The organism is Sphingobium sp. (assembly GCF_033795625.1).
Classification (GTDB): Bacteria; Pseudomonadota; Alphaproteobacteria; order Sphingomonadales; family Sphingomonadaceae; genus Sphingobium.
On the sequence record NZ_JARYGI010000026.1, the window covers coordinates 34,059 to 46,569 of the forward strand.

General features: G+C 64.7%; 10 protein-coding genes. 6 read left to right on the forward strand and 4 right to left on the reverse strand.

Going from position 1 to position 12,511, the window contains the following annotated elements:
- The first annotated feature begins 102 nt into the window (after positions 1–102).
- Genes QHC67_RS13180 through QHC67_RS13190 form a run of 3 tightly spaced genes read left to right on the forward strand, consistent with a single transcriptional unit; the run spans position 103 to position 3,493 of the window.
- Positions 103–2,256 (forward strand): alpha-glucuronidase family glycosyl hydrolase, encoded by a 2,154-nt coding sequence (locus tag QHC67_RS13180; protein ID WP_319295016.1) that lies wholly within the window; start codon positions 103–105, stop codon positions 2,254–2,256.
- Positions 2,256–2,429 carry a hypothetical protein gene (locus QHC67_RS13185; protein WP_319295017.1) on the forward strand — a complete coding sequence of 58 codons (174 nt, stop codon included), beginning with the start codon at positions 2,256–2,258 and terminating at the stop codon, positions 2,427–2,429. Before QHC67_RS13180 ends, QHC67_RS13185 begins: the two co-directional genes overlap by 1 nt.
- Entirely contained in the window at positions 2,429–3,493 is a 1,065-nt protein-coding gene (locus tag QHC67_RS13190) for a LacI family DNA-binding transcriptional regulator (protein WP_319295019.1), read from the forward strand. The genes QHC67_RS13185 and QHC67_RS13190 overlap by 1 nt, the downstream gene beginning before the upstream one ends.
- Positions 3,494–3,532: 39 nt before the next feature.
- Here QHC67_RS13190 and QHC67_RS13195 read toward each other — a convergent pair whose 3' ends face one another.
- Genes QHC67_RS13195 through QHC67_RS13210 form a run of 4 tightly spaced genes read right to left on the reverse strand, consistent with a single transcriptional unit; the run spans position 3,533 to position 7,747 of the window.
- Positions 3,533–4,942 carry a sugar porter family MFS transporter gene (locus tag QHC67_RS13195; RefSeq protein ID WP_319295021.1) on the reverse strand — a complete coding sequence of 470 codons (1,410 nt, stop codon included), beginning with the start codon at positions 4,940–4,942 and terminating at the stop codon, positions 3,533–3,535.
- A 24-nt stretch (positions 4,943–4,966) separates the two neighbouring features.
- Positions 4,967–5,839: an SMP-30/gluconolactonase/LRE family protein gene (locus QHC67_RS13200; protein WP_319295023.1), complete on the reverse strand. Its 873-nt coding sequence runs from the start codon at positions 5,837–5,839 to the stop codon at positions 4,967–4,969.
- Positions 5,840–5,843: 4 nt separating this feature from the next.
- Positions 5,844–6,605 (reverse strand): SDR family oxidoreductase, encoded by a 762-nt coding sequence (locus QHC67_RS13205; protein ID WP_319295025.1) that lies wholly within the window; start codon positions 6,603–6,605, stop codon positions 5,844–5,846.
- Positions 6,602–7,747, reverse strand: a complete 1,146-nt coding sequence (locus tag QHC67_RS13210) for a fumarylacetoacetate hydrolase family protein (RefSeq protein ID WP_319295027.1) — start codon at positions 7,745–7,747, stop codon at positions 6,602–6,604. Before QHC67_RS13210 ends, QHC67_RS13205 begins: the two co-directional genes overlap by 4 nt.
- Before the next feature lie 118 nt (positions 7,748–7,865).
- Between QHC67_RS13210 and QHC67_RS13215 the strand changes: the two genes are divergently transcribed.
- The 3 genes from QHC67_RS13215 to QHC67_RS13225 are packed head-to-tail and all read left to right on the forward strand — an operon-like array spanning position 7,866 to position 12,303.
- Complete coding sequence (locus QHC67_RS13215) at positions 7,866–8,882, forward strand: sugar kinase (RefSeq protein ID WP_319295029.1); 1,017 nt, start codon at positions 7,866–7,868, stop codon at positions 8,880–8,882.
- Positions 8,883–8,923: 41 nt separating this feature from the next.
- Positions 8,924–10,510, forward strand: a complete 1,587-nt coding sequence (locus QHC67_RS13220) for an aldehyde dehydrogenase (NADP(+)) (protein ID WP_319295031.1) — start codon at positions 8,924–8,926, stop codon at positions 10,508–10,510.
- Between the two features lie 14 nt (positions 10,511–10,524).
- Positions 10,525–12,303 carry an IlvD/Edd family dehydratase gene (locus tag QHC67_RS13225; RefSeq protein ID WP_319295033.1) on the forward strand — a complete coding sequence of 593 codons (1,779 nt, stop codon included), beginning with the start codon at positions 10,525–10,527 and terminating at the stop codon, positions 12,301–12,303.
- Positions 12,304–12,511: the final 208 nt, after the last annotated feature.

Below are 12,511 nucleotides of genomic sequence, written 5' to 3' on the forward strand. Positions count from 1 at the left end.
TTGTTGCTGTTCCGCGCCTGATAGCGTTACCATTGCGCAGACAAGATGAGGTTGTCAATGCCCTCTCGCGGCATTGACAACACACTGGTGGGAGAAGCTTGAATGTCGGCACGGCTGATTTGCTGGATCATGGCCATGTTTGTTATGGTCCTGACGCCAGGGGCAAAGGCGGAAGATGGCTACGACCTCTGGCTGCGCTATCCCAAGGCCCAGGGCGTGGCACTTTCCGGCCTGTCCCGCCATAGCGAAAGTCTTCTTGCGCCCGGCCAGTCTTCCACGGCGATACTCGCCCGCGACGAACTGGTGCGGGGCATTCAGGGCCTGACCGGACGCCCGCCCCAGAGCGTCACAGCGATACAGGGCGGGACGATCTGGCTGGCAACGGCAACCGATTCGCCGGAGCTGGCCAAGCTGTCGCTCGGGCTCGGAAAGTTGGGCCGTGAGGGATATGTGATTCGCAGCGTTTCGGTGGGCGGCAAGGCCGTGACCGTCATTGCCGCCGATGCCGATCAGGGGCTGCTCTATGGCGTCTTCGGCTATCTGCGGCTGGTGCAGACTGCACAGCCGCTCGACAAGATCGCGGTTCGCAGCGTGCCGCGCATGGGCCTGCGCCTCCTCAACCACTGGGACAATCTGAACGGCACCGTGGAGCGCGGCTATGCGGGGCAGTCGATCTGGGACTGGTGGCGGCTGCCCGACTGGAAGGGTCCGCGTTACGCCGACTATGCCCGCGCCAACGCGTCTATCGGCATCAATGGCACCGTGCTCAACAATGTGAACGCCAGTTCCGACAGCCTGACCGCGCCTTATATCGCCAAGTCTGCGGCGCTTGCGGACGTGTTCCGCCCTTATGGGATCAAGGTCTATCTCTCGGCGCGCTGGACCGCGCCGATGGAGATTGGCGGGCTGAAGACCGCCGATCCGCTCGACCCGCAGGTTGCGGCATGGTGGAAGGCGAAGGCGGACGAAATCTATCGGGCCATTCCCGACTTCGGCGGCTTCCTGGTGAAGGCGAATTCCGAAGGCCAGCCCGGACCGCAGGATTACAAGCGCACCCATGCCGATGGCGCGAACATGCTCGCGGCTGCGGTGAAGCCGCATGGCGGCATCGTCATGTGGCGGGCCTTCGTCTACGCGCATGACAATCCCGACGACCGGGCTAAGCAGGCTTATGCTGACTTCAAGCCGCTCGACGGCAAGTTCGCTGACAATGTGCTGGTGCAGGTCAAGAACGGCGCGATCGATTTCCAGCCGCGTGAGCCCTTCCATCCCCTCTTCGGCGCGATGCCAAAGACCCCGCTGATGATGGAGTTCCAGATCACCAAGGAATATCTGGGGCAGTCGACGCACCTCACCTATCTTGGCCCGCTATTTGAGGAGGCTTTGAAGAGCGACACTTTCGCCAGGGGTAAGGGGTCGACCGTGGCGAAGGTGATCGACGGCAGTCTGGACGGGCACAAGCTGACCGGCATAGCGGGCGTTGCCAATATCGGCGCCGACCGCGACTGGAGCGGGTCGATCTTCAATCAGGCCGACTGGTACGCCTTTGGCCGTTTCGCGTGGGACCCGGATGCTTCCGCGGAGACCGTGGCGCGCGAATGGACGGCGCAGACCTTCACCGCCGATCCCCAATTCGTCGAGCCGGTCGTGAAGATGATGATGGGATCGCGGGAGGCGGCCGTGAATTACATGACGCCGCTCGGCCTCTCGCACATCATGGGCACCGGCCATCATCACGGACCGGCGCCCTGGGTGTCCGAGCTTGCCCGTCCGGAATGGAACCCGGTCTATTATCATCGCGCCGACGCAGAGGGCATTGGCTTCGACCGGACGAAGACCGGCAGCAATGCCATTGCCCAATATGCGCCTGCACTAGCCCGTCGCCTTGCCGATCCGAAGACCACGCCGGAGCGGGACCTTCTCTGGTTTCATCATGTCGGCTGGGACTATCGCCTCGCTTCGGGAGAGACGCTCTGGAACAGCCTCGTGCAGCATTACGATGCCGGGGTCGCTTATGTCGGCGGGATGCAGGCGACGTGGAGCAGTCTTCGCCCCTATGTCGATCCGGTGCGCTTTGCCGAGACCGAGGCGTTCCTGAAGATACAGGCGCGGGAGGCGCGTTGGTGGCGCGACGCGTGCATCGCCTATTTCCAAGCGATCTCGAAAAGGCCGCTGCCCGCTGGCGCCGCGGCGCCCGAGCATCCGCTGCTATGGTACAAGGCGCAGAGCTTCCCCCACGCACCGGGCAATCCGTGATGCCTGCCGACCGGCTGCGCATCAACCGAAGCACCATTAAACGGCGCGAGCGCAAAAATTCGGCCAAAGCGCCTTATCCTATGTTTTTCCCCTTAGCTTTCGCCGGAGTTGCCGCTACCGTTTCGGCAATGCACAAGGATTTACTTAACGCGGCGGGCGGCGCGGCGATCTGATGGAAATCAAGACATCCCGCCGCCAACGCAACGCGCCCACCATCAACGATGTCGCCAAACATGCGGGTGTTTCGCCGATGACGGTGTCCCGCGTCATCAACGGCGAGCAGATCGTGAAAGCGGCGACCAGGGAGAAGGTCGAGCGTTCCGTCGCGGCGCTCAATTACGCGCCCAGCGCGGCGGCGCGCAGCCTGGCAGGTGGCGAGGAAACGCGGATCGGCCTGCTCTACAGCAACCCGTCCTCCTCCTATCTCAGCGAATTCCTGATGGGGAGCCTCGATCAGGCCAGCCGCAGCAACGTGCATCTGGTGGTCGAAAAGTTCGCCGAAGACATGTCGATCAAGGGCGCGATCGACCATCTGCTGCGCGGCCGCATCGATGGCGTGATCCTGCCGCCGCCGCTTTGCGATTCCCTCGAAATGCTGCGTGCGCTGGCGGCGGCGATGATCCCAGCCGTCGCTGTCGCCACCGGCCGGACGCCGAAGAGAATGTCGGCGGTGAGCATCGACGATCATCAGGCCGCCCATGAAATGACGCGGCACCTGATTTCGCTCGGCCACAGCAGGATCGGCTTCATTCGCGGCAATCCCAACCAGAGCGCCAGTATGCGCCGTTTCGAAGGCTATGCGCTGGCCCTTTCGGAAGCGGGTATCGAAAGCGACGAGCGCCTTGTTGCGCAGGGCCTCTTTACGTACCGGTCCGGTCTAGACGCGGCCGAGCAGATATTGGACCTGCCTGAGCCACCGACGGCGATCTTCGCGAGCAACGACGACATGGCGGCTGCGACCGTGGCGATCGCGCATCGGCGCGGGCTCGATGTTCCGGGCGATCTTACCGTGTGCGGCTTCGACGATACGCCGCTCGCGACGACGATCTGGCCGGAACTCACGACTATTCGCCAGCCTATCAGCGACATGTCGCGCGCTGCAGTCGAGCTTCTGGTGCGGGAAATCAGGAGCGGCAAGATGGAGAAGGATGGTCCTCCGAGCCACATCCTTCTCGACTACAGCCTGGTCCGCCGACAGTCGGACGCCGCACCCCGGCGACGCCCGCGCAAGCCGTAGCACCCGACAGCGCATTGGCTCGCGCAGGGCGGGCCTTGCTTAGCCGACCATGTCCTCCAGTTCGCGTCCCTTGGTCTCGTGCACCATCTTGCGCACGAAGAAGAAAGAGAGAAATGCGGCAAGGGCGTAGAAGCCATAGGTTACGGGCAGCCCGATACCGGCGGCGAGCGCCGGGAAGCTGAGCGAGATCAGGAAGTTCGCCATCCACTGGGCAAAGCCCGCGATGGCGAGGCCAGATCCGCGTATCTGGTTGGGAAACATTTCGCCCAGCATGACCCACATGACCGGGCCCCAGCTGAGATTGAAGAAGATCACGTAGAGATTGGCGGCGATCAGAGCGATCATGCCCATCTGGTCGGACAGGCGGAGGCTGCCGTTCACGAATGAGCCCGTCGAGAAGCAGATCGCGACCAGAGCAAGCGTTACGGTCATACCGGCCGAGCCCGTCAACAGCAGCGGCTTGCGTCCGATCTTGTCGATCAGGAACACCGTCGCGACGCAGGCCAGGATGGACAGCGAGCCCGACAGGATGTTGATCAACAGCGCGTCGTTTTCACTGAAGCCGACCGATTGCCAGAGCACCGCGCCATAATAGAACACGATGTTGATGCCCACGAGCTGCTGGAACATGGCGAGGCCGATGCCGGTCCAGACGATGGGTCGCACCTTGCCGTTCGTCTTGTCGATCAGGTCGGAGAATTTGGGCCGGTGGTGATCGGCGGCCAGGGTCGCGTTGATCTCCGTGACCTTCCGGTCGGCTTCCATCGGGCCGAAGAGGCGCGTCAGGACTTTACGCGCATCTGCTTCGCGTCCGCGCACCATCAGATAGCGGGGGCTTTCGGGAATGAACAGCAAGGCGACGAAGTAGATGCCAGCCGGAATGACCTGCATCCAGAACATCCAGCGCCACGCGGGCAGGTCCATCCACAGCGGCGCCATGGAGCCCCCGGCCGAGTTCGCCAGCACATAGTTGGCGACGAACGCCCCGGTAAGGCCGGTGATGATCATGATCTGCTGGATCGAGGACAGGCGACCGCGAATGGCGGCGGGCGTGACTTCGCTGATATAGACGGGCGAGAGAACGCTGGCGGCGCCGACGCCCAGCCCGCCGATCAGTCGCGCAAGGATGAACAGCAGCGACGATGTCGCGGCGCCCGCGGCCAATGCACTTGCCACGAACAACAGCGCAGCGATCATCATGACCGTCCGGCGACCGATCAGGTCCGCCAGCCGCCCCGCAAGGAACGCGCCCACGGCGCAGCCGATCAATATCGCGCCGACATTGAACCCGGTGCCCAGCTTCGACAGGTTGAAAGCGTGCTCCAGCCCTTCCTGCGTGCCGTTTATGACCCCCGAGTCATATCCGAACATGAAACCGCCGATCGTCGCCACTGCGACGATTGCAGCGACAAAAGCCATATTGACCTTGTCAGCGCTCCCCTCGTGCATCTTTTGTCCTTCTCTCCGATGTTATCATAGTAGCGCGTGGTGCGCGGCAAGACCACGGACGCCCGGCCGGAATGCGAAAAGGTCCCCCGCATACGGCTGTTCCTGCAGCTCCGCCTCACTCAGGCCCTTGCGCGCGGTCGTGGCATAGACGGTCGACAGGTCGCCGCCGCCGAACGCGATCTTCGTGATGTTGGCCACGGGGAATGCGACATGGGATATGAGCTCTCCGGCCGGGTCGTACCGCCTGACGCCCCATCCGCCGAACAGGCCGATCCAGACGCACCCCTCCGCATCCACGACAGGTCCATCGGGATGGCCAGCGCCCTCCTCGATCGTCACGAATGGCGCGGTGCCTTCCAGCGTGCCGTCATCGCCTATCCGGCTCTGCCAGATCGTCCGGCCCAGAGTATCGACATGATAGAGGATCGTGCCGTCCGGCGAGACAGCGGGACCATTCGTGATCGTCACTGGAGACAGGCCGGTGTCGGTCGTGGACCCTTCGTCCATTCGGTAGATGCGGCCACTCACGGCCTCCTCCGCGTCGTCCATGGAGCCGAGCCAGATCCGGCCGCGGTGATCGACGGTCGCGTCGTTCAGGCGGTTGCCGGGCAAATGCGCTTCGGGATCGTGCAGCAAAGTGAAGGCCGAAGTGGAGGGATCGAAGCGATGGACGCCCGTCTGCAGGCCCACGATGAAGTCGCCGCGCGCTGCCGGGACGATCCATCCGACCTGAGCGGGAGCGGCCCAGGTCTCCAGATCCTCCGTTTCTGGATCGAAACGATAGATCGCAGGCGCCTTGATATCCACGAACCATAAGGCGCGGTCGCGGCCTACCCAGATCGGCCCTTCCCCCAGAGCGGCGCCCAGCTTCAGCACCGGTTGCGGTTGGCTCTCCATCGCGTCAGCGCCAGCCCGCATCGACGAAATAGTCGTGGCCGGTACACATGCGCGCGTCGTCCGAAGCCAGGAACAGAGCGAGCGCGGCGACATCGACCGGGGCTATGCGCGCATCGAGGCACTGGGCGGCGACGATCTCCGCCTCGCCCTCCGGCGTATACCATTTCATCTGCCGCGGAGTCTTCACATTGCCGGGAACGATGGTGTTCACGCGGATGTTGTCGCGGCCCAGGTCGCGGGCGAGGCTGCGCGTCAGTCCTTCGATCCCCGCCTTGGCCGTCTGGTAGAGCACCAGATCGCGCAGGCCCAGATGCCAGCTTATCGACCCGAAGTTGAGGATGACGCCGCCGCCAGCCTTGCGCATGGCGGGGAGGACGGCCTGCGCCGCGAAGAACATATGGCGCAGATTGACGGCCATTCGCTCGTCCCAATATTCCGGCGTCACCTCCTCGATGGAGTGACGGTCGTCATTACCCGCATTATTGACGAGAATGTCGATGCCGCCAAGGTCTTCGTCCACCTGGCCCAGCACCCGCTTCACGGCGGAAACATCGGTGAGGTCACAGACATCGAAGGAAGGCTTGAACGTAGCGTCCGACAATCGCGAGATCAGCGCCTGCGCCTCCATTTCCAGGATGTCGCCGAACGCCACGCGCGCGCCTTGCCGGACGAATGCCTCGACCAGCCCTTCGCCGATGCCGCTACTGCCGCCGCTGATGAAGACTCGCTTGCCCGCAAGGCTGGGGTAGATCGCCCGTCCGGTCATGCCACGCTTTCCTCGGTGCGCTGGCCCAGAAGGCCGCGGCTCGCAAGGTTGGTCATCAGGGCGCCCACCCCCTGCTCCCATGGCGGCGCATCGTTCGACGTGACGACTCGGTTCACCAGCCGTCCAAGGCGCGGCGTTGCGATGGACACCATGTCGCCGACCTTGTGCGTGAAGCCGCGTCCCGGCTCGTCGCGGTCCTGCACCGGCGCGAACAGCGTGCCGAGGAACAGCGCGAAGCCGTCCGGATACTGATGCTCGCTCAGCGTCTGGCGAACCAGCTCCGTCGGATCGCGGCTGATCTGCGCCATGCTGCTGACGCCTTCCAGCACATAGCCTTCGGGTCCCTCGATCCTCAACTCCACATCGGCGGCGCGAACATCGTCCATATTGAAGCCCTCGTCGAACAGGCGGATCAACGGCCCCAGAGAGCAGGAGGCGTTGTTGTCCTTGGCCTTGCCGAGCAGCAGCGCGGACCGCCCCTCGAAATCGCGCAGGTTGACGTCATTGCCGAGCGTCGCGCCGACCGGCGTACCGCGCGAGTCCATGATCAGGACGATCTCGGGCTCCGGATTATTCCATGTCGAGTCGGAGCGGATACCGATCTCCGCGCCTGCGCCGACTGTCGCGAGGACCGGCGCCTTGGTGAAGACTTCGGCGTCGGGGCCGATCGCGACCTCAAGATATTGCGACCACAGGCCGTCCTCGATCAACGCCTGCTTGAGCGCCGCGGCTTCGGGAGAACCGGGCACCACCCCCCGGATCGATCCACCGACGCGGCCTTCCAGCCGTGTGCGAATGTCGATCGCTGCGCGGGCGTCGCCCCGTGCGCGTTCCTCGATCACGCGCTCGATGGCGGAAAGAGCGAAAGTCACGCCGCAGGCTTTCACGCACTGGAGGTCGACCGGGCTCAATAACGGCAGGTCGAGCGTGTCGAGATCACCCAGAGCCTGTCCGGTGTCGCCCCGACTCGGCAGCCGGTCCAGCAGCATCGAGACGGTTGGCGCAACTTGCGACATGTCGTAAGCTATGCCGTCTTCCACCAAAATGGGGCTAGGCCCCGCTGCTTGCATGACACGGCCCACGAACCGACCTGATCGCCAGTCCGACGGCAGATCGTCACGTAAGGAAAAAACCCCCGGCATCGTCAACTCCTACTCGACACTCGTCTTTGATAGCGCTACCAACATTGATAAGGCCCTGCTGTCAAGTGGGTTAGACAACTAGATCATACGGCAGAACGGGAAGGATGCGGAGTATAATATGTCCAATGCTGTCACCGGATCTGTAGCCTGCCTCGGCGAATTGCTCATGCGCTTCTCGGGACCGAAGAATGGGCGCATGTTCGATACGCCTTCCTTGCAGGCGCACTTTGGCGGAGCCGAGGCCAATGTCGCGATTGCCCTTGCGCATGTCGGCGTCAACAGCCGGTTCATCTCCGTCCTGCCCGAAGGCATGATGGGTGACGCCGCCGTCGATCACTTGCGCCGCCATGGCGTTGCGCTGTCGGGCATAGCCCGTGCGCCGGGCCGACTGGGCGTCTATTATCTCAGTCCCGGCGCTGGCATCCGCCCTTCGTCCATCCTTTACGACCGGGCGGGATCGACCTTCGCCCGCGCCACCGCTGCGGATTTCGCCTGGCCGCGCCTGCTCGACGGCGCGCAGTGGCTTCATTTGTCCGGCATCACGCCCGCACTGGGTCCAGACAGCGCCAGCCTCGGTCTCGCGGCGGCGCGGGCGGCGAAGGAGCTTGGTCTCTCGATTTCGTTCGACGGCAATTATCGCGCGACCTTGTGGGACCAGTGGGACAGCGATCCGCGCTCGATCCTGCGGGACTATGTGGCGCTGGCGGACCTGTTCCTGGGCAATCATCGCGACATCAGCCTGCTGCTCGGCCGTGACTTCGACGGCAAGGGGCCGGATCGCCGCCGCTCCGCGTCGATGGCGCTGTTCGATGCCTTTCCGAACCTCTCCCACATCGCCTCGACGGCGCGCACGACCATCGACGCGGATAATTACGTCCTTTCGGCGCGCATCGACGGGTGCGAAGACTTCTACCAGACTGGCGAGATTGCACTGAACGCCGTCATCGACCGCATCGGCACAGGCGACACCTTTGCCGCGGGCATCCTCTCGGGGCTCGGCCAGGGGCTGGAAGAAGCGGCGGAACAGGGGCTGGCGCTCGCCTGCCTCAAGCATTTCACGATAGGCGACGCCAGCACGGCCAGCGCTGCCGACGTCCGGACATTCCGGCAGGGTCATTACGATGTGCGGCGATAGCGCCCGATCCTGCCCTCCCCACTCAACGAAAAGGCGATGACATGATCAACGGCAGCACGCTCATAGGAGCAGCGGAAATCCAGAGCACGGCTCGCTTTGAAGCCGTCAATCCGGCGACGGGCGAAACCCTGACGCCGGATTTCAGCAGCGCCGGACCGGATGAAGCGGCGCAGGCATGTGCGCTGGCGGACGCGGCCGCTATCGCCTTTGCCGACATCTCCCCTGACGCCCGCGCAACGTTCCTGGAAAGAATTGCGGACGAAATCGTGGCCATCGGCGACTTGTTGATCGAGCGCGCCATGGCGGAAAGCGGCCTGCCGCGCGCGCGGCTGGAGGGCGAACGGGGCCGCACGGCTGGCCAATTGCGCCTGTTCGCGCAGGTGCTGCGGGAAGGAAGCTGGGCGCAGGTGACGATCGATCCCGCCATGCCGGATCGCCAGCCCATGCCTCGCCCCGACCTGCGCCGCCGCCATCTGTCGGTCGGCCCGGTCGCGGTCTTCGGCGCGAGCAACTTCCCCCTCGCCTTTTCCGTGGCGGGCGGCGACACGGCCTCAGCGCTTGCCGCCGGTTGCCCGGTGGTCGTGAAGGGGCACCCGGCCCATCCCGGCACTGGCGAGCTGGTCGCCCGCGCCATCCAGAAGGCCGTTGCCGCCTGCGGTCTGCCCGAGGGCGTCTTCTCCTACGTGCCCGGTCCGAGCAATGAACTGGGCGGCGCGCTGGTGGCCGATCCGCGCATCAAGGCTGTGGGCTTCACCGGATCGCGTGCAGGCGGGCTTGCGCTGGTGCGGATCGCGGCTGGCCGCGCCGAGCCGATCCCGGTCTATGCCGAGATGAGTTCGATCAACCCCGTCATCATCTTCCCTGCGGCGCTCAAGGCGCGGGGGGCTGCGCTGGCTCCCGCTTTCATTCAGTCGCTGACGATGGGCGCGGGCCAGTTCTGCACCAATCCCGGCCTCCTGATCGCGGTCGAAGGGCCGGATCTCGACGCGTTCATCGATGCAGCCAGCGAGGCAATGGCGGCAAGCCAGCCGCAGCCGATGCTGAGCCCCGGCATCCACGCCAGCTTCGAGAAAGGCGTCGGCGCACTGGAATCGCATGAGGCAGTAACGGCCGTGGCGCGAGGTTGCGTCGGCGAGGGCGTCAATCAGGCACGCGGCGCACTGTTCAGCACCAGCGCCGCGCAATTCCTGAGCGACGCGGCACTGTCGCATGAAGTCTTCGGCTCCTCCTCGATCGTGGTGACGGTCAGCGACATGAGCGAAGCCTCTGGGGTGATCGCGGCGCTGGAGGGACAGCTAACGGCTACCCTGATCCTCGATCCCGAAGACGAACCGCTGGCGGCGGCGCTCGTGCCGGTGCTGGAGCGGAAAGTCGGCCGAATATTGGTGAACGGCTGGCCGACCGGCGTGGAGGTCAGCCATGCCATGGTGCATGGCGGCCCCTATCCGGCGACATCGGATGGCCGGACCACCTCCGTCGGCACCCTCGCGATCGATCGGTTCCTGCGGCCGGTATGCTACCAGAGCTTTCCGACCGCGTTGCTCCCGCAGGCTTTGGCGGACGGCAATCCGTGGGGCGTGCCGCAGCGGATCGATGGGGCTTTGCGCCTGCCATCGACCACGGCCTGAACCGAGGACCGGACATGACTTCGCCCGCCAAGCCCCGCTTCCGATCGCAGGACTGGTTCGCCGATCCCGAGCGGTCGGACATGGTCGCGCTCTATCTGGAGCGGTTCATGAACTATGGGATCACGCCCGCCGAACTGCGATCGGGGCGGCCGATCATCGGTATTGCGCAGACCGGCAGCGACCTTAGCCCGTGCAACCGCATTCACCTCGATCTGGCGAAGCGGGTGCGGGACGGGATTCGCGACGCGGGCGGCATTGCGATGGAATTTCCGGTCCATCCGATCTTCGAGAATTGCCGCCGCCCGACTGCGGCGCTCGACCGCAATCTCGCTTATCTCGGGCTTGTCGAAATTCTCTATGGCTATCCGATCGACGCGGTCGTTCTGACCACCGGCTGCGACAAGACGACGCCGTCGGGGATCATGGCCGCGAGCACCGTCGACATTCCGGCCATCGTGCTGTCGGGCGGGCCGATGCTCGACGGCTGGCATGAGGGCGAGCTTGTCGGGTCGGGCACCGTGATCTGGCGCAGCCGCCGCAAGCTGGCGGCGGGCGAAATCGACGAGGAGGAGTTCCTGCAGCGCGCCTGCGACAGCGCGCCATCGGCCGGGCATTGCAATACGATGGGCACGGCCTCCACGATGAACGCCGTGGCCGAAGCGCTGGGTCTATCGCTGACCGGCTGCGCGGCGATCCCGGCGCCGTATCGGGAGCGCGGGCAAATGGCGTATGAGACGGGCCGCCGCATCGTCGAAATGGCCTATGAGGATTTGCGCCCGTCGCATGTGCTGACGCGCGAGAGCTTCCTGAACGCGATCCGGGTGGTGAGCGCGCTCGGCGGGTCGAGCAATGCGCAGCCGCATGTGATGGCGATGGCGCGCCATGCGGGCGTCGAGCTGCATCCCTCCGACTGGACCGATCATGGCTACGACCTGCCGCTGCTGCTGGATATGCAGCCCGCCGGGCGATATCTGGGCGAGAAGTTCCATCGGGCGGGCGGCGTGCCCGCGATCCTGTGGGAACTGTTGCAGGCGGGAAAGCTGTCGGGCGAGTGCCTGACCGTGACGGGACGCTCTCTAGCGGAGAATCTCGCCGGCCGGGAAGCGCGCGACCGCGATGTCATCCGCGCGTTTGACACGCCGTTGCGTGAAAAGGCGGGGTTCCTCGTGCTCTCCGGCAACCTCTTCGACTTCGGGATCATGAAGACGTCCGTCATCAGCCAGGAATTCCGCGCACGCTATCTGTCCACCCCCGGTGCCGAGGGCATTTTCGAGGGCAGAGCCATCGTCTTCGAGGGCGGCGAGGATTATCATCACCGGATCAACGATCCGACGCTTGAAATCGATGAGAACTGCATCCTCGTCATGCGCGGCGCAGGTCCGATCGGCTGGCCCGGATCGGCGGAAGTCGTCAACATGCAGCCGCCGGACGCGCTGATCCAGCGCGGCGTGCAGTGGCTGCCGACGCTGGGCGACGGGCGGCAGTCGGGGACTTCAGACAGTCCCTCGATCCTCAACATCTCGCCGGAAAGCGCGGCAGGCGGCGGGCTGGCGTGGCTGCGCACCGGCGACACCCTGCGGATCGACGTCAACAGCGGGCGGTGCGACGCGCTGGTCGACGAAGCGGAGATCGCCCGGCGACGGCAGGAGGCTCCGCCGGAAGTCCCGGCGTCGAACACGCCATGGGAAGAGCTGTTCCGCGAAAAGACGGGGCAGATGGCGACCGGCGCTGTGCTGGAGATGGCCGTCAAATATCGCGGCATCTCGCGCAAATCGCCGCGCCATAATCACTAAGGCTCCTGTGGCCGAGCCGATGGCGCGAAGCCCTGCTGCAGCCTTTCTTGAAAGGACCCGCGCTCCTGCCTGAGCGCGGGTCCTTTGGCACCTCACTCGCTGGCGTCCTCTCAAGACCAGACAACCCAAAAAAAGGTGGGGACCTCCAAAAACCCCTAGCCAATGGCTGCGTGATTTGATTCATTGCGGCTGACGGGAGGTGAGGATG